Source organism: Frigoribacterium sp. PhB107 (assembly GCF_003751515.1).
Lineage (GTDB): Bacteria > Actinomycetota > Actinomycetes > Actinomycetales > Microbacteriaceae > Frigoribacterium.
The window spans coordinates 631,914-651,235 of the sequence record NZ_RJKU01000002.1 but is presented as its reverse complement, the minus strand read 5'-3'; the positions used below and the strand labels follow the sequence as shown (position 1 = coordinate 651,235).

General features: G+C 73.0%; 22 protein-coding genes. 8 read left to right on the top strand and 14 right to left on the bottom strand.

The window, feature by feature from the left end; genetic code table 11:
* The first annotated feature begins 85 nt into the window (after positions 1-85).
* The gene (locus EDF18_RS11290) at positions 86-1,114 is read left to right on the top strand and encodes an ATP-binding cassette domain-containing protein (protein ID WP_123547888.1); all 1,029 of its coding nucleotides are present in this window, start codon (positions 86-88) and stop codon (positions 1,112-1,114) included.
* A complete protein-coding gene (locus EDF18_RS11285) occupies positions 1,111-1,959 on the top strand; it encodes an ABC transporter permease (RefSeq protein ID WP_123547887.1) in 849 nt (282 codons plus the stop codon). Before EDF18_RS11290 ends, EDF18_RS11285 begins: the two co-directional genes overlap by 4 nt.
* A 12-nt stretch (positions 1,960-1,971) precedes the next feature.
* Here the strand turns inward: EDF18_RS11285 and EDF18_RS11280 are convergent, their stop codons facing one another.
* Complete coding sequence (locus tag EDF18_RS11280) at positions 1,972-2,664, bottom strand: TetR/AcrR family transcriptional regulator (protein ID WP_158614667.1); 693 nt, start codon at positions 2,662-2,664, stop codon at positions 1,972-1,974.
* A 76-nt stretch (positions 2,665-2,740) separates the two neighbouring features.
* Between EDF18_RS11280 and EDF18_RS11275 the strand changes: the two genes are divergently transcribed.
* Positions 2,741-4,051: an MFS transporter gene (locus tag EDF18_RS11275; protein ID WP_123547885.1), complete on the top strand. Its 1,311-nt coding sequence runs from the start codon at positions 2,741-2,743 to the stop codon at positions 4,049-4,051.
* Here the strand turns inward: EDF18_RS11275 and EDF18_RS11270 are convergent.
* The 8 genes from EDF18_RS11270 to EDF18_RS11235 form a co-directional block, all read right to left on the bottom strand.
* Positions 4,042-4,278, bottom strand: coding sequence for a hypothetical protein (locus EDF18_RS11270; RefSeq protein WP_123547884.1), 237 nt, complete (start codon positions 4,276-4,278; stop codon positions 4,042-4,044). The two genes, EDF18_RS11275 and EDF18_RS11270, sit on opposite strands and share 10 nt — an antisense overlap.
* Before the next feature lie 11 nt (positions 4,279-4,289).
* On the bottom strand, positions 4,290-4,496 hold the full coding sequence (locus tag EDF18_RS11265; protein ID WP_123547883.1) for a DUF2945 domain-containing protein: 207 nt from the start codon (positions 4,494-4,496) through the stop codon (positions 4,290-4,292).
* Positions 4,497-4,602: 106 nt separating this feature from the next.
* The gene (locus EDF18_RS11260) at positions 4,603-5,085 is read right to left on the bottom strand and encodes a YdeI/OmpD-associated family protein (RefSeq protein ID WP_233569101.1); all 483 of its coding nucleotides are present in this window, start codon (positions 5,083-5,085) and stop codon (positions 4,603-4,605) included.
* A gap of 146 nt (positions 5,086-5,231) precedes the next feature.
* Positions 5,232-5,996, bottom strand: coding sequence for an SDR family oxidoreductase (locus EDF18_RS11255; RefSeq protein WP_199732424.1), 765 nt, complete (start codon positions 5,994-5,996; stop codon positions 5,232-5,234).
* Positions 5,997-6,105: 109 nt separating this feature from the next.
* Positions 6,106-6,510, bottom strand: a complete 405-nt coding sequence (locus EDF18_RS11250) for an SRPBCC family protein (RefSeq protein WP_123548302.1) — start codon at positions 6,508-6,510, stop codon at positions 6,106-6,108.
* A 74-nt stretch (positions 6,511-6,584) separates the two neighbouring features.
* Positions 6,585-6,908, bottom strand: a complete 324-nt coding sequence (locus tag EDF18_RS11245) for a hypothetical protein (protein ID WP_123547882.1) — start codon at positions 6,906-6,908, stop codon at positions 6,585-6,587.
* A 17-nt stretch (positions 6,909-6,925) separates the two neighbouring features.
* Positions 6,926-7,168, bottom strand: coding sequence for a hypothetical protein (locus tag EDF18_RS11240; protein ID WP_148050088.1), 243 nt, complete (start codon positions 7,166-7,168; stop codon positions 6,926-6,928).
* A 209-nt stretch (positions 7,169-7,377) separates the two neighbouring features.
* Entirely contained in the window at positions 7,378-8,151 is a 774-nt protein-coding gene (locus EDF18_RS11235; RefSeq protein ID WP_123547880.1) for a LysR family transcriptional regulator substrate-binding protein, read from the bottom strand.
* A gap of 136 nt (positions 8,152-8,287) precedes the next feature.
* Here EDF18_RS11235 and EDF18_RS11230 point away from each other — a divergent pair, with 136 nt between their 5' ends.
* The 3 genes from EDF18_RS11230 to EDF18_RS11220 all read left to right on the top strand — a co-directional run bounded on the left by EDF18_RS11230 (position 8,288) and on the right by EDF18_RS11220 (position 10,945).
* Positions 8,288-8,737, top strand: coding sequence for a DUF5997 family protein (locus EDF18_RS11230; RefSeq protein ID WP_123547879.1), 450 nt, complete (start codon positions 8,288-8,290; stop codon positions 8,735-8,737).
* 118 nt (positions 8,738-8,855) lie between these two features.
* Entirely contained in the window at positions 8,856-9,752 is an 897-nt protein-coding gene (locus tag EDF18_RS11225; protein ID WP_123547878.1) for a neutral zinc metallopeptidase, read from the top strand.
* A 191-nt stretch (positions 9,753-9,943) separates the two neighbouring features.
* Positions 9,944-10,945: an NADP-dependent oxidoreductase gene (locus tag EDF18_RS11220; RefSeq protein ID WP_123547877.1), complete on the top strand. Its 1,002-nt coding sequence runs from the start codon at positions 9,944-9,946 to the stop codon at positions 10,943-10,945.
* 23 nt (positions 10,946-10,968) lie between these two features.
* On the opposite strand, the gene EDF18_RS11215 is transcribed toward EDF18_RS11220, so the two are convergent.
* Positions 10,969-11,859, bottom strand: coding sequence for a carbohydrate kinase family protein (locus EDF18_RS11215; protein ID WP_123547876.1), 891 nt, complete (start codon positions 11,857-11,859; stop codon positions 10,969-10,971).
* A 140-nt stretch (positions 11,860-11,999) separates the two neighbouring features.
* On the opposite strand from EDF18_RS11215, the gene EDF18_RS11210 reads away from it, so the two are divergent.
* Both EDF18_RS11210 and EDF18_RS11205 read left to right on the top strand, forming a co-directional pair.
* Positions 12,000-12,989 (top strand): ROK family protein, encoded by a 990-nt coding sequence (locus EDF18_RS11210; RefSeq protein ID WP_123547875.1) that lies wholly within the window; start codon positions 12,000-12,002, stop codon positions 12,987-12,989.
* A gap of 274 nt (positions 12,990-13,263) precedes the next feature.
* Positions 13,264-14,307 (top strand): NAD(P)-dependent alcohol dehydrogenase, encoded by a 1,044-nt coding sequence (locus tag EDF18_RS11205; RefSeq protein ID WP_123547874.1) that lies wholly within the window; start codon positions 13,264-13,266, stop codon positions 14,305-14,307.
* Between the two features lie 219 nt (positions 14,308-14,526).
* On the opposite strand, the gene EDF18_RS11200 is transcribed toward EDF18_RS11205, so the two are convergent.
* The 4 genes from EDF18_RS11200 to EDF18_RS11185 all read right to left on the bottom strand — a co-directional run bounded on the left by EDF18_RS11200 (position 14,527) and on the right by EDF18_RS11185 (position 19,296).
* Positions 14,527-15,066 carry a MarR family winged helix-turn-helix transcriptional regulator gene (locus tag EDF18_RS11200; protein ID WP_123547873.1) on the bottom strand — a complete coding sequence of 180 codons (540 nt, stop codon included), beginning with the start codon at positions 15,064-15,066 and terminating at the stop codon, positions 14,527-14,529.
* A complete protein-coding gene (locus tag EDF18_RS11195; RefSeq protein ID WP_123548301.1) occupies positions 15,047-16,978 on the bottom strand; it encodes an MDR family MFS transporter in 1,932 nt (643 codons plus the stop codon). Before EDF18_RS11195 ends, EDF18_RS11200 begins: the two co-directional genes overlap by 20 nt.
* Positions 16,979-17,260: 282 nt before the next feature.
* Complete coding sequence (locus tag EDF18_RS11190; RefSeq protein WP_123547872.1) at positions 17,261-18,403, bottom strand: AI-2E family transporter; 1,143 nt, start codon at positions 18,401-18,403, stop codon at positions 17,261-17,263.
* An 83-nt stretch (positions 18,404-18,486) separates the two neighbouring features.
* Positions 18,487-19,296: a glycosyltransferase family 2 protein gene (locus EDF18_RS11185; protein WP_233569100.1), complete on the bottom strand. Its 810-nt coding sequence runs from the start codon at positions 19,294-19,296 to the stop codon at positions 18,487-18,489.
* Positions 19,297-19,322: the final 26 nt, after the last annotated feature.

Below are 19,322 nucleotides of genomic sequence, written 5' to 3'. Positions count from 1 at the left end.
GGTGGGAGAGCCCTGCGGCTGGTACTTTCGCCTCGTCGCCGAACCAGGGGGTCCGGCGACGTCACCCCACGTCGGAGGCGCGCAGATGGCGATGATCGAGGCCTCGGGCCTGACGAAGACCTACCGCTCGAAGTCGGGCCCGGTGCACGCGCTGACCGGCTTCGACCTCACCGTGCCCGAGGGCACCGTCAAGGCGCTGCTCGGGCCCAACGGCGCCGGCAAGACGACCGTGGTCAAGATGCTGACGACGCTCGAGGTGCCCGACTCGGGCACGGCGCACATCGCCGGGATCGACGTCGTCGCCGACCCGCAGGCCACCCGCCGCTCCATCGGGGTCTCGGGCCAGTACGCAGCCGTCGACGAGAACCTCACCGGCTTCGAGAACCTCGACATGATCGGCCGGCTCTACCACCTCGGCGCGAAGGTGTCGCGCGAGCGGGCCCGCGAGCTGATCGACGTGTTCGACCTCTCGGCCGCCGGCGATCGCCCGGTCAAGGGCTTCTCGGGCGGCATGCGCCGACGGATCGACCTCGCGGGCGCCCTCGTGACGAACCCGCGCGTCCTGTTCCTCGACGAGCCGACGACCGGGCTCGACCCCCGCAGCCGCCTCGCCCTGTGGGACATCATCACCTCCCTCGTCGCCGGCGGCACCACGGTGCTGCTGACGACCCAGTACCTGGAGGAGGCGGACCGGCTGGCCGACGACATCGCCGTCATCGACGGCGGGCGCGTCATCGCCGAGGGCACCGCCGACCACCTCAAGGCGCAGGTGGGCGGGCACCGCCTCGTCGTCGCGCTCGTCGACGAGGCCCGTGCGGACCAGGCGCTCGAGGTGCTGCGACGGCACGGCGACGCGGAGCCGACGCTCGGCAGCGACGGCCGTCAGGTCGAGGTCGCCGTCACCGACGGCCCGACCGCGCTGCAGCGCACCCTGGCCGACCTCGGCGCCGCGGGCATCGAGCTGCACGACGCCGGCATGCGTCGCCCCACGCTCGACGACGTGTTCCTGCAGCTCACCGGGCGCAAGGCCGTCGACGAGGACGACGACCCCGACACGGCCTCGATCGCGACGGGGAAGACGAGCAGGACGAGCAAGAAGGAGGCGCGGCGATGACCACGACGACGAGCGCGCTCGCGCAGACCCTCACGCCCGTGGGCCCCACGGGGCTCGGCACCTGGGCCTCCGACGGGTGGACCGTGACGAAGCGCAACCTGATCAAGGTCAAGCGCTCGCCCGACATGCTGATCTTCGCGGTGCTGCAGCCGATCATGTTCGTGCTGCTGTTCAGCCAGGTCTACGGCGGCGCGATCGCCGTGCAGGGCACGGACTACACGCAGTTCCTGATGGCGGGCATCTTCGCCCAGACCGTCGTCTTCGGCTCGACCTTCTCGGGCGCCGCCATGGCGCAAGATCTGAAGGAGGGCATCATCGACCGGTTCCGCACCCTGCCGATGAGCCCGTCGGCGGTGCTGATCGGCCGGACGAACAGCGACCTCGCGCTCAACTCGATCTCGATGGTCATCATGATGCTCACCGGCCTCGCGGTCGGCTGGCGGGTGAACACGCCGCCGCTGATGTTCCTCGGGGGCATCGCGCTGCTGCTGCTCTTCAGCTACTCGTTCAGCTGGGTGATGGCGCTGCTCGGCATGAGCGTCAAGACGCCGGAGACGATCAACAACGCGTCGTTCATGATCCTGTTCCCCCTGACGTTCATCTCGAACGCCTTCGTGCCGAGCGACACGCTGCCGACGGTGCTGCGCGTCTTCGCCGAGTGGAACCCGGTGTCGTCGCTGGTCCAGGCCGCCCGCACGTCGTTCGGCAATCTCGGCGACACCCCCGTGCCCGACATCTGGACGCTGCAGCACCCGTACGTCACCGTGCTCGTCGGCCTCGCGGTCATGCTCGTGGTGTTCGTGCCGCTGAGCATCCGCAAGTTCCAGCGGATCAGCTCGAAGTAGGGCACTGGCGGATCAGCTCGGGGCTGCGGCGACCTGCTCGCGCACGGCGTCGTCGAGCTCCTCGGTCGGCACGGTCACGACCGTGCCGATGACGAGCCGCATCAGGTCGGCCACCTGCACCTCGTCGCGTCGGTACAGCCACTGCAGCTGCAGCCCGTCCTGCACGGCCAGCACGACGCGGGCTGCCGACTCGGCCGTGAACCCGTCCCGCAGCCAGCCGCGCGCCTCCGCGACCGCGAGGTAGGCCGAGGTCGAGCCGATGATGCGGTCGTAGTGGTCGGCGTAGTAGTCGTGGGCCGGGTGGTCGCTCGACGTCGCCTCGGCCGACGCCGTGATGAAGAGCGAGATGACAGCGGGCACGTCGACGTTGTACTCGGCCAGCGCGACCAGCTCGGCCAGGCGCATCCCGCCCTCGTCGTCGAAGTGCTGCCGGAGGCGCTCGTCGCGTCGACGGAGGACGGCCATGAGGAGCTCGTCCTTGGTCGCGAAGTAGTGCATCAGCGACTGGTGCGACACCCCGCAGCTGCGGGCGATCTCGCGCAGGGAGGCACCGTGGAACCCGACCTTGCCGAAGACGGGCAGCGCCGCCTCGAGGATCGCCTCGCGCTTGGCGACGCCCTTGCGGTAGCGGCCGGGCGGGGCGGCGGGCGGCTGCTCGACGACGGACTCGTGCGAGGCGGCGGCGGGCTCGTCGAGTGCGGACATCGGGGCCAGCCTAGGGCGGGCTGCGGACGATCGCACCGCCTCGGGTGCCCCCATGCGCCGAGCGTAGGCTCACCGCGTGAGGTGGTCGCTGCTGCGCATCCCGGCGTTCCGCGCCCTGTGGGTCGGACGCCTGCTGTCGTGGGTGGTCGGCGGCCTGGCCCCCCTCGCCCTGGTCTTCGCGGCCGTCGACCTCGGCGCGGACGCGACGCAGCTGGGCCTCGTCGTGGCGGCCCGTGCGGTGCCGAACGTCGTGCTCGTCCTCGTGGGCGGCGCCCTCGCGGACCGGCTGCCGCGGCGCCTGGTGGCCACCGCCTCCTCGGTGGTCTCGGCCGCCTCCCTGGTCGCTGCGGGGGTGCTCCTGCTGACGGGGAGCGAGACCCTCGTGACGCTGGCCGTCGCGGCTGCCCTGACGGGCGCGGCCGCGGCGTTCTTCGGCCCCGCCTCGAGCGCGATGCTCCGCGACGTTCTCGTCGAGCCCCTCGTGCGCGACGGCACCGTGCTCGCGCGGATCAGCATGAACGTCGGCCTGATCGTCGGCACGGCCCTCGGCGGCGCGCTCGTGGGCGTCGCAGGGACGGGCAGCGCGCTGCTCGTCGGCGCCGGGCTGTCGGTGGCGGCCGCGCTGGCGTTCGCGCGCGTGCCGCGGTCGGTGACCGGCGCCTCCGGCTCGGGGTCGCTGCTGCACGACCTGGGCTCGGGCATCGGCTTCGTCGCGCGGTCGCCGTGGCTCCGGGCGACGATGGCGCTGGCGTTCGTGCACCAGCTCAGCTTCGCCGGCGGGGTCCAGGTGATCGGGCCGCTCGTGGCGGACGAGTCGTTCGGCCGGGTGCTCTGGGGCTTCGCCGGGGCGGTGCAGACCCTCGGCCTCGTCGTCGGCGCCGTCTGGGCGGGCCGGCTGCGCGGGCGGCTGCGGCTCGCGGTCGCGTGCCTGGCGACGTCGGCCCTGGTGCTGCCCCTGGTGCTGCTCGCCGGTGCGCACGTCGACCAGCCCGAGGTGCTGGACGCGCCGTACGTCGACCCGCTGCACTGGGCGTTCTGGCTCTGCCTCGGCCTCTTCATGTCGAGCGTCGGCCTCGAGCTGTTCACGGTCCCGCTCGACGTGGCGATCCAGACCCTCGTGCCGAGGGCCTACCTCGGCCGGGTCTTCGGGGCCCTGACGCTCGCGACGCTGGCCGGGATCCCCGTGGGCGAGCTGGTCGTCGGGCCCCTCGCCGACCAGTTCGGCACGCCGGGGGCCCTGCTGGGGCTGGCCGGCCTGATCGCCGTCGTGGCGGTGGGGGTGGCCGTCAGTCCGCGGGTGCGCCGCATCGACGCACCCGCGGTCCTGTCAGCGGACGAGCGGGTCGGCCACGGGCCGTCCGGTCAGCAGCCGTCCGATCAGCGGTAGTCGCCGCGCGCGATCGCCTCGGCGTACTTGCGCACGTCCGGTCCGGGCTCGTAGTCGATGAAGCGGCCCTTGAGGCGCTCGTTCAGCGCGGCGAAGGCGGGCTCCCAGTCGTCGCCCTCGTGCTCGGCCGCCACCTCGCGGACGGCGTCCTGCAGCACGCGGTCGGCGTCGGTGAGCATCTTGTCGCGGGCTTCCTGGTTCCAGGTCACGTCGGTCAGATCTGCCATGGTGCTGTCCCCTACTTCTTCTTCGAGAGGGCTGACTCCTTGTGAGCCGCCTCCGCGTCGGTCTTGTCGCTCTTCACGATGAAGTACGGCTCGTCGCCCGAGGCCTTGAAGGTCTGGCCGTCGAACTGGAACTCCTTCACGCGCTTGTCCACCACGGTGCCGTGGGTCTCGCCCTGCGGCGTGTTCCACGTCACGTGGTCGCCCTTGCTGAACGTCATCGTGCCTCCTCAGGCTGTCGGATGCGCTGGACGGTACCCGCGCCTCCTCGGGCCTTCCCGGGCGGGGCACAGGCAGGGCGCTCCGCCCGCTGCGTGCCCGACCGCGTCAGCCGCGAAGCGCGTCGAGCGCCGCGGCCACGCGCCGCTCGCGGGTCGCGTCCGTCTTCGCGTCGGCGATCGGCAGCGTCAGGGCCTTCTGCCTGCTGGGCGACAGGGCGTCGAAGGAGGCGCGGAGGGCGTCGTCTCCGGCCCACGCCTCGGCGAGCGCGGCGGGCACCTCGACGACCCGGGGATCCGTGTCGAGCGCCAGCGTCACCTCCACCTGCTGGCCTCCGACCAGCCCGGATGCCCGACGGTGCTCGGCGCTGAGCGACACGAGGGACCGGCCGCCCATGCTGCCGACCGTGTTGCGGTAGCTGTACGGCTCGGTGGGGGCGCCGCCGATGCCGTGCACCGACACGACGACGGCCGGGCGCTTCCCGGCGCCGAGCCCTGCGAGCTCCTCGGGCGGCACCACGAGTCCGGTGACGCCCGGGCGGGCCTCGAAGACGACGGTGGGGAAGGTGACGTCAGGCACGGAGTCGGTCATGGGCAGAGGGTAGGGCCCCGCGCGTCTGCGGGGAAGGGCGCAGACGAGGACGGTGGCGCCTGCGGGACTGCGGCCGCGCCTCCTCGTCGGTGCCGGCGCATCCTCGACCGTGACCGCGCCTCCTCGTCCCGGCCCGCGCCTCATCGTCAGACGGAGATGCCGCCGTCGGTCGTTATCAGCTGGCCGGTGACCCAGCGGCCCTCGGGCGACATCAGGAACCGGACGGTGCGCGAGACGTCTTCGGGGGTGCCGAGGCGGCCCGTCGGCTGCATCGCGGTCAGCGTGCGGCGGGTGTCGTCGTCCATCCAGCCGGTGTCGACCGGTCCTGGGTTGACGGCGTTCGACGAGATGCCGAGGTGGGCCAGCTCGCGGGCCGCGGCGATCACGATGCGGTCGAGGGCGCCCTTGCTCGCGCCGTAGGGCAGGTTGTGCACGGTGTGGTCGCTCGTGAGCGCCACGACGCGGGCCCCGTCGAGCAGCTCGTCGAGGGGAGGCAGCTGCTCGGCGAGCGCCTTGATGCTCAGCCAGGCGGCGCGGGTGTTGACGGCGAAGTGCCGGTCGAAGGCCTCGACGGAGGTGTCGAGGATCGACGAGTCGACGCTCTGCGAGTGCGACAGGACGAGGCCGGAGACGGGCCCGAGGTCGGCGTTCACCTGCGCGAGGAGACGGGCGGGGGTCGCCGCGTCGGAGAGGTCGGCCTGGTAGACGCGGGCCCTCCGGCCGAGGCCCACGACCTCGGCGACCAGCTCGGAGAGGTCGCCCGGGCGGGCGCCCCAGCTCATGGAGTCGTCGTACGGGTCCCAGGTCGCGAGGGCGAGGTCCCAGCCGTCGGCGGCGAGGTCGCGGGCGACGGCCCGCCCGATGCTCTCGCGTCGTCCGGCGCCGGTCAGGAGGCAGGTCTTCATCGACATGGTGCCAGCGTAGGGGGCTCGCCGCCTCGCGCGACGTCCACGTTCTCCTTCGCCCTCGCGCTCGCCCGGCTCGTCGAGCGAAGTCAGCGGGCGAGCTCGTCGCACGAGGTCACGGAGCGAGGTCGTCGAGCAGGGCGGCGAGCCGGTCGAGGTCACGCTCGACGGCCGCGACGTCGGCCGCGAAGTCGGCGTCGGAGGTGCCAGGCCGCCTGAAGAGGGTGAAGACCACTTCGCTGCCCCGGTCGTTCGCCAGCACGCGCAGCGGGTTGTGCACGACGGTGCCGTCGGGCAGCGTGACGTCGTGGTCGAGCACGCCGAGCTCGACGGGCCCGGTGAACGCCACCTCGACGATGCCCATCGGCGAGTCGGCGAGCCACCGCCCGCCCTCGTGCCGGACGCCGCTGCTGAGGCCGGCCGCCCACGAGGGCAGCTGAGCCGGGTCGCCCGCGACCCGCGACACGGCAGCCACGTCGTGCTCGATCGGACGGGAGACGTGCACGGCGGGCCAGGTCATGCGGGGACGGTACCAGCGCGCCGGCCGCACCGCCACGACGCTCGAGTTGCCCCTTCGCGGGCTCCTGGGCCCCGTCAGGCCCCGCGAAGTGGCAAGCCACTCGCCCCTGCGGCGGGGACGAGCGCGTTGAGCTCGTCGACCAGCCGGGCCGTCCGGTCGACTCCGAGCCTGAGCACGAGGGACTCCGAGAACCAGTGCGCCCAGACGTCCTCGACGTCACGCACGGTCACGGCCCCCTCTGCGACGAGCACACGGGCCAGGTCGAGAGCCTCCGGCTCGTACTCGTCTGCCGGAGGCCCCTCCGGCGTGCCGGGCTCGAGACCGTACGGGTCGACCGCGGTGAGGACGGCCAGGACCGCCGCGACGGTCTGCCGGTGGCGGCGGACGCCTTCTCTCATGTCGTCGACGTCCTCCCCTAGTGCCCGCGCCGCGCCTGCCAGCGGTTGACGAAGAAGACCACGATGCCGACGGCGGCCAGCACGAGGCCCATGACCAGCCACACGGTGTCGTCGCCGGGGCTGCGACCGAGCGCCGCCCGGACGACGAGGACCAATCCGACCACGACCGCCACCCAGGGCAGGACGTCGCGCAGGGGGTTGACCTTCAGGCGTCTGAACCGCCTCGGGACCGGCTTCTCGCTGTCGGTGCTCTCGCTCATGTGCGCCAGCATGCCAGGCCGGTCGGGCTGGTGGAGCAGCCCTCGTGGTTCGTGGCCTCGCCTCCTCGTCGTTCAGGAAGCGGCGGCGCTCCGGTCCTGATCCGTGCACCACTCAGGGCGTTCAGTCCCCCTCTCGCGAGGATCAGGACTCGTCTTCCTGAATGAGGAGAGGAGCAGGAGGCGCGGTGCGGGAGCGCAGGAGGCGCGGGTCAGCGGCCGCGGCGCGGGCGACTGCGGCCGGTGCCCCGCTGTGGCCCGCCGCGACCGCCGGGCGGCGTCTTCTTCTGGCCGGGCCCCGAGCCGCGTGCGCCGGCCGCGCCCTTGCCGCCCGCGGCGCCGCCCTTGCCGGGACCCTTCGCCTTGGCGGCGGGCGCCTCCTGCGCGTCGTCGTCGCGCCTCCTCGACCGGCTGCTGTTGCGGGTGCGTCCGCGGACGACCCCGATGAAGTCGTCGATGTCGTCGTCGAGCTCGCCGATCGGCCAGACGAGCGCGATCGTCGTCGGCGGCACGTCGGAGAGGAACCGGTGCGTCACGCCCGAGCGTCCGTGCAGCCGGGCGAGCGACTGCGGCATCACGGCGACGCCGGAGCCGGTCGCGACCACCTCGATCGCCTGCGCCTCGTCGAGGGCCGGGTCGAGGTCGTGCCGCACCTCGCCGGAGAGGTCGGCCAGCGAGAGCTCGTCGTCCTTGCCCGCGGCGGCCAGCGGGTGCTCCTTGCCGAAGCAGACGACGGCGCGCTCCTCGTAGAGCGCGATGGACGAGAAGTCGTCGCCGAGCGCCAGCGGCAGCCGGGCCAGCACCATGTCGACGCGGTCGTCGCCGCGGAGCACGTCGAGCACGTCTCCGGTCGCGTCGCCGCTGACCTCGACGACGTCGAGGGGCAGGTCCGCGCGCCGCTCCTCCCACAGCCGCGACCACTTCGAGAGGGTCACGCCGGGCACGAAGCCGATGCGGAAGGAGGCGCGGCTCGGCTCGGTCGTCATCGCGCCAGGCTACCGGGCGGCCTGCGTCCCCCTGCCCGTGGCCCGTGCCCCCGCCCGCGGCGGGTGCCCGCGTCGCCCGTCCACAGGCGTGGGCGGCGGCCCCGGCTACCGCCCGACCGGGCGGTACCCTTGCGGGATGACCTCGGAGACCCCCAGCGGCAAGAGCCCGCAGACCCTCAAGCCCTTCACGGCCGCGAAGAAGCTCGGGGTGCACCTGCCGGCGACCCCCGAGTCGTTCCAGGCCAGCCCCGTCACCCGCGAGGAGTTCGCCGAGCTGACCGCGAACCCGCCCGAGTGGCTCGCCGAGCTGCGTCGCACCGGCCCGCACCCGCGCCCCGTCGTCGCGCAGAAGCTCGGCGTCACGATCTCGGGCCTCGCCCGTGCCGGCGTCGACGACGCGCTCACCACCGACCAGATCCACGCCCTCCTCGAGGAGATGCCGCAGTGGCTGGTCACCGAGCGCGCCAACCTCGCCGAGGTGCGCGACGAAGAGCTGCGCGTCAAGGAGCGCGACGCCGGCCGTGCCGTGCTGCGCGCCGAGCGCGAGGCCGCCGAGCAGGCCGAGCAGGAGCGCCGCGGCCTCTAGCGGCCCGCAGGCCCCGGCCCCGGCCCGGCCCCGGGCCGCACCGTCCGCTCCGGTCCCCGGTCCGGGCCGCACCGTCCGCTCCGGTCCCCGGTCTCGCCGGGGCAGTAACGTCTGCTCCATGTCCTTCAACGACGACACCCGCATCGACAGCAGCAAGGTCAAGCGCGCGGGCCGCGGCCGCACGACGGGCATCGCCGCGGGCGGGGTCGGCATCGTCGGCGTCATCGTCGTCGCGCTGATCAGCCAGTTCACCGGCGTCGACCTCTCCGGTCTCGTCGGCGGTGCACAGGTCGGCCCGGCACAGCAGATCGAGGGCGAGTCGCTCGAGGGCTGCTCCACGGGCGCCGACGCGAACGCGAGCATCGACTGCCGCATGGCGGGGGCTGCCGACTCGCTCGACACCTACTGGGCCTCGGCCGCCCCCGAGGTGGGCATCCAGGGCTACGCGAGCCCCGAGTTCTTCCTGTTCACCGCCTCCGTCGACACCGGCTGCGGCGGCGCGACCAGCGCGACCGGGCCCTTCTACTGCCCGCCCGACCGCGCGCTGTACGTCGACACCGACTTCTTCGACCAGCTGCGCGAGCAGTTCGGCGCCTCGGCCGGGCCCCTCGCCCAGATGTACGTCGTCGGGCACGAGTGGGGCCACCACGTCCAGCAGCTCAGCGGCGCCTTCGACCGCGCCGACCGCACCCAGACGGGCCCCGGCTCCGACACGATCCGCCTCGAGGTGCAGGCCGACTGCTACGCCGGCGCCTGGGTGGGCTCCGCGACGACGATCCAGAACGAGTACGGCGAGACGTTCCTCGAGCCCGTGACGCGCGAGCAGGTCGCCGACGCGCTCGACGCCGCCGCCGCGGTCGGCGACGACCGGATCCAGGAGGCGTCGGGCGGCCGGGTGGACCCCGACACCTGGACCCACGGCTCCGCGGAGCAGCGCACCAAGTGGTTCGAGGCCGGTCGCGTCGGGGGCCCGACGGCCTGCGACACCTTCAGCGTGCCGACGAGCGAGCTCTAGCCGCACCGGCACCAGGCGCCACCCTGCGGCGCCGGGCGGCTCCCGCGCCGCGTCTCGTGCGCTGCACCCGATCTGGTCCCGGTGCAGTGCACGCGACGCGGGGCAGAGCGCACGGCAGAACTCCCAGCCCGTTCCCGACCCGCCGCGCCTCCGCAGGAGCAGACTCGGCTCACGTCGCGAGGAGGCACGCCATGGTCAAGACAGGCAGAGCAGTGGAGTACGACCGGTACGGGGAGATCGACGAGCTGCACTTCGTCCCGCAGCAGCTGCCGGCCCCGGCCGACGACGAGGTCGTCGTCGAGGTCGTGTGCGCCGGGCTCAACCACATCGAGAACTTCACCCGCGCGGGCGACTTCCAGGACCGCCTCCCGCAGACGTTCCCGGCCCACCAGGGCTCGTGCTTCGCGGGCATCGTCAAGAAGCGCGGCTCCGCGGTGCGCGACCTCGCGGTCGGCGCCGAGGTGATCGGCCACGCCGTCGGCGGCGGCGCCCACGCCACGTGGATCACCGTCCCGGCGACCGCGGTCGTCCGCAAGCCCAGCAGCGTCTCGTGGGAGGTCGCGGGCGGGCTCTACCTCGCCGGCGCCACCGCCTACGACATCGTCCGCTCGCTGCACCTCGGCGAGGGCGACGTCGTCGTCATCACGGCTGCGGCGGGCGGCGTCGGCCACATCGAGTGCCAGCTCGCGCTCGCCGCCGGAGCCAAGGTGATCGGCACCTGCAGCCCCGGGAACCACGACTACCTGCGCCAGATCGGCGTCACGCCCGTCGACTACGGCGAGGGCCTCCAGGAGCGCATCGAGAAGGCCGCGGGCCGCCCGGTCACGGCGTTCATCGACAACTTCGGCGGCGACAACCCGGCGCTCAGCACCGAGCTCGGCGTGCCCGAGTCGCGCTTCAGCTCGAGCGAGCACCGCCTCGACGTCGAGATCCGGTTCATCACCGCCGAGCGCGGCGACACCGAGCCGTCGATGATCCTGGCGGCGCTCGCGAAGCTGATCGCCGACAACAAGGTGCGGGTGCTCATCTCGGGCTTCTACCCGTTCGACAACATCGCGCAGGCCTACGAGGACCTCGCCGAGCACCACTCCCGCGGCAAGGTCGTCGTCGGCATGCAGCCCGTCGAGACCGGCGCCCGCTCGCACTGGTACCTGTCCGCGAAGGCCCGCACGCTCGCCGAGCAGCGCGGCTAGGGCCGGGAGCCAGGGGTCCAGAGCTACGGGCGGCGGAGCAGGGCGCCGGGGGCGCGCACCGTCGCGGCCGCGACCCGCATCGCGTCCGCGAGGGCCGCCTCCCAGTCGACGCTGCCCGGGTCCGCGGACCGCGCCAGCGACGACGCCACCACGGAGGCGAACGTCGCGTCGCCCGCGCCCATCGTGTCGACGACGTCACCGCCGAGCGACGCGATGCCCTGCCGCAACGTCTCGTGCCCGGCGAGGGTCAGGCTGGCCCCGTCGGAGCCGCGCGTCGCGAGCACTCCCCCGGCGCCCGACGCGAGCAGCGCCTCCTGCCACTCATCGAGCGTGCCGCCGGCGACCAGCGCCGCGTCGTCCTCGCCGATCTTGACCAGCAAGGAGGAGGCGGCGGCGGCGGCGAAGCCGGACGCGAAGGCCTCGGGGTCGCGCAGGAACCCGGGGCGCGGGTTCGGGTCGACGACGAGCCGCCGCGGCTCAGAGCCCACGGCGGCGAGCAGCCGCTCGGTCAGCCGGGCGTCGTCGAACGGGTACGAGCTGACGGCCACGAGCGGCGCGACCGCGATCGCGGCGAGCTGGGCCTCGCCGAAGTCGAGGCCCCGGGCGACGGCCGCGTCGCTGAAGGCGTAGGTCGGCTCGCCGTCGACGCGCTCGCTCACCGCGCGGCCGGTGCCGAGCGGGTTGGTCGTGGCGACGAGCTCGACGCCGTGCTCGGCCAGGTACGAACGGATCGACGCCCCGTCGGCGTCGTCGCCGACCGAGGCGAGCAGCGTGGTGGCGACGCCGAGCCGGGCGAGCCCGACGGCGACGTTGAGGCCGGCTCCGCCGACGTGGTCGTCCGATCCGGAGGGGGCGCGCAGCTCGTCGATGAGGGCGTCGCCGATGACGACGACGCGGCGTGCAGACTGGTCCATGTCGACACCCTACGGGCGGCTCGGGCGGGCAAGGGCCGTCGCCGCACCGGGCGGGCGCGCGCCGTCGCCGCACCGGGCTCCCGTCGTGCCGGCCCCCGCCCCTCGCTCACCCGGGCCGGGCGCCGCACTACGCTGGCGCGGTGACTGACTACGCTCTGGCCGTCGACGTCGGCGGCACCAAGGTCGAGGCCGCGCTCGTCGCGGCCGACGGCGTCCTCTCTCCCGGCAGCCGCGACCGCCGCCCCACCGGCCACGACTCGACGAGCGACCAGCTGGCCGACGCCGTCCGCGACGTCGTCCGCCACGCGCTCGCGGCGCTCGGCGACGACGACGTCCTCGTCGGCGCCGGCATCGGCAGCGCGGGCCCGGTCGACCTCGTCGAGGGCACGGTCTCGCCGATCAACCTGCCGTCCTGGCGCGGCTTCCCGCTGCGCGCGCTCGTCGTCGAGCTGCTGGCGGAGGCCGGAGACAAGCCCGACCCCAGCACCAGCACCAGCACCAGCACCGACGCCGACGCCGCCGACCTCCCCGTGACCCTTCGCCTCGACGGCGTGAGCCTCGCCCTCGCCGAGCACTGGGTCGGCGCCACGCAGGGCGTCGACAACGCCGTAGCGATCACCGTCTCGACGGGCGTCGGAGGCGGGCTCATCGTGAACGGCCGCCTCCTCTCGGGCGGCACCGGCAACGCCGGCCACATCGGCCAGATCCAGATCGCCGACCGCCCCGCGGGCGAGACCGCCTGGGCGGCCACCCTCGAGGTCATCGCCTCGGGCCCCAACGTCGTGCGCTGGGCGCAGCAGCAGGGCTGGCAGGGCGAGCGAGGCGAGGACCTCGCCGCCGGCTACGTCGCCGGCGACGAGATCGCCGTCGCGGCCGTGCGTCGTTCCGCGAACGCCGTCGGGGAGGCCATCTCGTCCGTGACGACGCTGCTCGACCTCGACGTCGCCGCGATCGGCGGGGGCTTCTCGCGCGTGAGCGACGACTACCTCGACCTGGTCAGGGCCACCGTCGAGGAGGCGCCCGTCAACGGCTACGCCCGTCGCGTCCGCGTCGTCCGCTCCGGCCTCAGCGACGAGAGCCCGCTCGTCGGGGCCGCCGCCCTCGTCTGGCAGGCCGACCTGCTCGGCTGAGCTCGCGCCTCCTGCGGGTCCGTCCGGGAGTCGGCGGGCCGCCGTCGCCCGCGGCGGGCCGGCGCCCGCCCGCCGCCGGGGGCACGGACCCGCCGCATCACACAGGAACCCGCCGCACCCCACGGCGCCCCCTCGTCGCCGCGCTGAGAACGGTTCCCGTCAGGAGCCGGTGTCGGCGGCCGTGCCTAGGCTGGAGGCATCCCCACGACGACGTCGGGATCCCGCGCGCCCGCACCCGGGTGCGCACGACCCGCCACCACACGGAGGTATCTCCATGCCCACCACCGTCCCCGTCATCCAGACCCCCTCGGCCGGCGCGCCCTTCGAGCGCTCGACCATCCAGCTGCGCGACGTCGGCCCGAACGACGTCCAGATCGACATCGCCTTCGCCGGCGTCTGCCACAGCGACATCCACCAGGCCCGCGAAGAGTGGGGCAAGGCCATCTTCCCGATGGTCCCCGGCCACGAGATCGCCGGCGTCGTCACCCAGGTCGGCTCCGACGTGAGCAAGCACCAGATCGGCGACCGCGTCGGCATCGGCTGCTTCGTCGACAGCTGCCGCGAGTGCGAGAACTGCCTCGCGGGCGAGCAGCAGTTCTGCGTCAAGGGCAACGTGCCCACCTACAACGGCCGCCAGTACTCGGGCGAAGAGACCTACGGCGGCTACGCCAAGCAGATCGTCGCCGACGAGAACTACGTGCTGTCGATCCCCGAGGGCATCGCGCTCGACGAGGCCGCCCCGCTGCTCTGCGCCGGCATCACGACCTACTCGCCCCTGAAGCACTGGGGCGCCGGCCCCGGCAAGAAGGTCGCCGTCGTCGGCATGGGCGGCCTCGGCCACATGGCCGTCAAGATCGCGCACGCCATGGGCGCCGAGATCACCGTCATCAGCCAGACGCTCTCCAAGCAGGAGGACGGCCTGAAGCTCGGCGCCGACCACTACTACGCGTCGAGCGACCCGGCCACGTTCACGGAGCTGCGCAGCTCGTTCGACCTGATCATCAACACGATCTCGGCCGACATGGACATCGACGCCTACGCCCGCACCCTCCGCCTCAACGGCACGATGGTGTTCGTCGGCCTGCCCGAGAACCCGCAGTCGTTCGGCGCCGGCTCGCTCATCGGCGGCCGTCGCAGCCTCGCCGGCTCGAACATCGGCGGCATCCCCGAGACGCAGGAGATGCTCGACTTCTGCGCCGAGCACCACATCGGCGCCGAGATCGAGACGATCAGCGCCGACGACATCGACGACGCCTACGAGCGCGTCGTCGGCAGCAAGGTCCGCTACCGCTTCGTGATCGACACGGCCACGATCTAGCGCCTGCACGACGAAGGCCCCCTCCCGCACCGGGAGGGGGCCTTCGTCGTCTGTGGCAGACGGATGCGTGGGTCGGCTCCCCGACGGACCACCCCGAACCAACGTGAAAGGGACAAGACGACGCGGGGCCCCGCGTCGTCTTGTCCCTTTCGCGTCGGTGAGCGCCGATCCGGCCAGCCGGCCAGGTCGACGACGCAGCCCCGAGGAGGCGCGGGTCGCCTACCGCGGGTCGGCGGGCGTGTTGAAGCGGTGCAGCCAGCCGGCGAACTCGGCGAGCTCGTCGTCGGTCCAGCCCTCCACGTGGCTGCGGAAGACGGCGCGGTTCTCGTGCCGCACCTCCAGCATCCGCGCCTCGGCCCGGTCGGTGCTGCCGAGCGTCATCACGCGTCCGTCGGCGGCGTCGGGGACGACGTCGACGAACCCCGCCTCGCGCAGCAGGGCGACCTGGCGGCTGACGGCGCTCTTGTCGAGCGCCATCGCCTTGACGATGTCGCCGGCGGTGCAGGGCTGGTGCTTCATCACGTAGCGGAGCACGTAGAACGCGGTGGGCGGCACGTCCGGGTCGAACCGGGACGCCGCCGCGGCGATGGTGCGCTTGGCCTCGACCATCATCGAGCCGATCTCGTCGACGACGCTCGCCATCAGGCCCTCGCGGCCGTCGTCGTCCGGGCCGGGAAGGCGCGGTGCGGCGGCGCCGGCCGGGCGCGGTGCGTCGATCACCGCGCCCGCGGGCGTGCCGTCATCGGTCGGCTGCGACATCTTTCTCCTCGACCAGGGACGAGAACACCGGGCTCTCGGCCAGTTCGTCGTCCGACACGGGGTGGCCTGCCACCTCGGCGGCGCCGGTGGCGATGATCGTGTCGATGGTACCGGTGCCCGTCGTGGCGTGGGAGTGGTGGCGTCGCGCGGCCGCGGTCGGAGCCGTGCGCGTGTCCGTCGTCGTGTCCGCCGGGTCGATCACGGGCTCGTCGTCGCCCTGGTCGACGGGCGACGTGGGAGCGGGCGTCGAGGCGCCGTCGGTCGTGGTGGCGGGCGCACTCGACACGGACGGGGCGAGCCCCGCCGTGGCCGCGACGCCCTTCTCGACCGCCGAGGCGTCGTCAGGCGCGGCAGCAGCCGCACCGGCACCAGCCGCACCAGCACCCGATCCGTCACCCGACGCGGCAGCCCGCTGGATGCCGGTCTTCGTGCCGAGCTCGACGTTCGGCAGCAGGCAGACGAACACGATGGTGATGACGGCGAGGGGTGCCGCGATGAGGAACACGTCGGCGACGCCCTGGCCGTAGGCCGACTCGATGATGGTGCGGATCGGGCCGGGAACGGTGCTGAGGTCGGGGATGCTCGTCGAGCCGCCGCTGCCGAGGGCGCTGGGGTCGACGCCCGCGTCGGTGAGGCCGTCCGTGATGTAGCCGGAGACCTTGGTGCCGAGCACGGCGCCCATCACCGAGACGCCGATGGTGCCGCCGAGGCTGCGGAAGAACGCGACGCTCGAGGAGGCGGCGCCCACGACGCTGACGTCGACCGAGTTCTGCACGACGAGCACGAGGTTCTGCATCACCATGCCGATGCCGAGGCCCATCATCGCCATGAAGACGGAGACGATCGCGAAGTTCGTGTCGTACTCGATGGTCGACATGAGGAACAGGCCGGCCGCCAGCAGGACCGAGCCGACGATCATGTAGGGCTTCCACTTGCCGTACTTCGAGATGAGCGCACCGGCGACCATCGACGAGATCAGCAGGCCGAGCACCATCGGCAGGGTCAGGATGCCCGCCATGGTGGGCGACTGGCCACGGGCCAGCTGCATGTACTGGCCGAGGAAGACGCTGGTGCCGAACATCGCGACGCCCACGCTGAGCGAGGCGACGACCGCGAAGGTGAAGGTGCGGTTCTTGAAGAGCGTCAGGGGGATGATCGGCTCCTTCGAGCGGAACTCCACGACGACTGCCAGCGCGAGCAGCACGGCCGCGCCGACGCCCATCAGCCAGCTGGTGGTCGAGTTCCAGTCGAACTGCTTGCCGCCGAGCGACACCCAGACGAGCAGCAGCGAGACGCCGCCGGCGATGAGCCCGGCACCCCAGTAGTCGACGACGACGGCCTTCTTGGGCTTCGGGGGCAGGTGCAGGGTGCGCTGGATGACGATGAGCGCAGCGACGCCGACGGGCACGCCGACGAAGAAGTTCCAGCGCCAGCCGATCGAGTCGGTCAGGACGCCGCCGAGCAGCGGGCCGCCGATGGTGCCGACGCTCATCACGGCGCCGAGGTAGCCCATGTACCGGCCGCGCTCACGCGGGCTGATGATGTCGCTCATGACGACCTGCACCAGGGCGGTGAGGCCGCCGGCGCCGAGGCCCTGGAACACGCGGAACGTGATCAGCGTCGCGGTGTTCTGCGAGAACCCGGCCGCGACCGACGCGAGCACGAAGAGCACGAGCGCCACCTGCAGCAGCACCTTGCGGTTCGTCAGGTCGGAGAACTTGCCCCACAGCGGCGTGCTCACGGTGGTCGCGAGCAGCGTCGCCGTGATGACCCAGGTGTACGAGGTCTGGCTGCCGTTCAGGTCGCTGACGATGCGCGGCAGCGAGGTCGACACGACGGTCGACGAGAGGATCGCCACGAGCATGCCCATCAGCAAGCCCGACAGGGCCGTGAGGACTTCACGGTGGCTCATGCCGGGCGCCTCGCCCGGTTCGTGCGGCGCGGCGGGCTTCGTGCCCGCGCCCGCGGCGGCGGTGGTGGTGGTCTGCGACAAGGTCGGCTCCGTGGTGACTCTGAGATGTGGGGGCCCGGACGTCGTCGGCCAGGTAGTTGTAGAACCACAACCATACGCCTCAGTTGACGATCCGCAACCATTTTCGTGCAGATCGCGCACTTTTCTTTCCGGGCGGCCACACGAAGGAGGCGCGGTGCCCGTCGAACGGACACCGCGCCTCCTGCGCGCACCAGCGGCGAGCTAGCGGACTTCTTCCGGTCTCTTCTGCCGGAACATCTCGGCCGGCTGGTCCGGGCCCTTCCAGACGCCGACGATGCCCCAGGCGACGGCCGTCAGCGGCACGGCGATCACGGCGCCGACGATGCCGCCGAGCACGGTGCCCGCGGTCAGCGCGACGAGGATGACGAGGCCGTGCAGCTGCAGCGTGTGCCCCATCAGCACGGGCTGCAGCAGGTTGCCCTCGAGCTGGTTGACGAGCACGACGACGGCGATGACCCAGATGGCGTCGATGGGGCCGTTGGCGACCAGCGCGACGAGGGCGGCGAGGATGCCGGCGGCGGTGGCGCCGACCAGCGGGATGAACGCGGTGAGGAACACGACCACGGCCAGCGGCAGCGCGAGGGGCACGCCGATGATCCAGAGGCCGACGCCGATGCCGATCGCGTCGACGGCGGCGACGGTGGCCGTGCCGCGCACGTACCCGCCCAGGGTCGACACCGTCTTGTCGCCGATGCGGCGGGCGCGGGCGTACTGCTGGCCGCGGAACGGACGGAGCATGAACTCCCAGATGGCCGGCCCGTCCTTGAGGAAGAAGAACAGCACCACGATCATCAGCACGAGGCCCGTCGCGAAGCTGCCCACCGCGCTCGCGCCGGCGAGGGCGCCCGAGCCGAAGGAGGCGCTCGTCAGGAAGTCGACGACCGTGTCGCGGACGTTCTCGACCTGCTCGTCGGTGATCGAGAACGGCAGCGTCGTGATGAAGTCCTGCAGCTGGCCGATGCCCTTCTGAGCGGACGAGACGAGCGACGAGGCCTGGTTCTCGACGGCCCAGACGACGAGCCAGCCGACGAGGCCGAGCACGCCGAGGATGCCGACGAGGGCGATCAGCGTGGCGAGCAGCGAGGGCACCCGGTGGTGCCGCAGCCACGACACCACCGGGTGCATGGCCGACGCGAAGATGAGGGCGAGCAGCACCGGGATGGTGACGAGGCTCAGGGTCCTGAACGAGTAGATCAGGCCGGCGGCGACCACCACGACCACGATGATCTGGATCGAGCGCGTGGCGAGGCGGCCGAACGGGTCGCCCCACTGGTTGGCCTGGGTGGCGACTGCCTGCGCGGCGTCGGCCGTCGCGTCGCCCTCGCGGCTGCGGAATATGGCCACGTGGTGTCCTCTTCGTCTCGGTGCGCCGGTCTCGGCGGCACGGGTCGTCGACCCCGGCGGTCGACCGCACCCATCGAACCGCGTCAGCGTGCCCGAGGGCCGGATCTCACCCGGCGTGCCCCGCCCGGTCCGCCGCCCGCCAGCCCCGCGCGCAGCGAGAACGGGTCGCGGCGCCACCAGCGGACGAACGGCACCCCGTCCCGTCCGTGCACCGCGAACGACCGGACGGCGCGCGTGCTGCGGAGCCACTTCCGGCCGCCGCGCGCGAACGGACGGGCCGAGATCGCGGTCACGACGTCGCGGCGCCACACGATGCGCCCCGGCTGCCCGAGCACGAGGTCGCCCAGGTGCACCGCGAGGTCCATGTCGTCGTGCAGTCCGACGTCGCGCCGGTGCACCTCGTCGCGCACCGCCTCCCAGGCCGAGCGCCGCATCATCATCGTCGAGCCGAAGAGCGGCCAGTGCGCGAGGCCGGCCCCGACGAGCACGTGGTACGCCCCGACGTAGCCGAGCGAGAGGATCCGCTGCAGGCCCACGGGGGCGTCGTAGAAGCGGGCGCCGGTGCTCACCGCGACGGCCTCGGGGTGCTCGTCGAAGGTGCGCGACAGCTCTGCGACCCAGGTGCGCGGCAGCACGCTGTCCGCGTCGCAGCGCCCCACGAGGTCGCCGAGCGCACCGTCGTAGCCGGTCGAGGCCGCGGCGGCGATGCCGACGACGGGCTGGTGCAGCACGCGGGCGCCCGCGGCCAGCGCGACCGCGACGCTGTCGTCCGAGCTGCCGTTGTCGACGACGACGACCTCGTCGGGCAGCACGGTCTGGCGGGCCAGCGACCGCAGGCAGACCTCGAGGTGACGTGCGTCGTCACGGACCGGGATCACGACGGAGACACGCACGGCCCCATCCTGCCCGCCTACCCTGG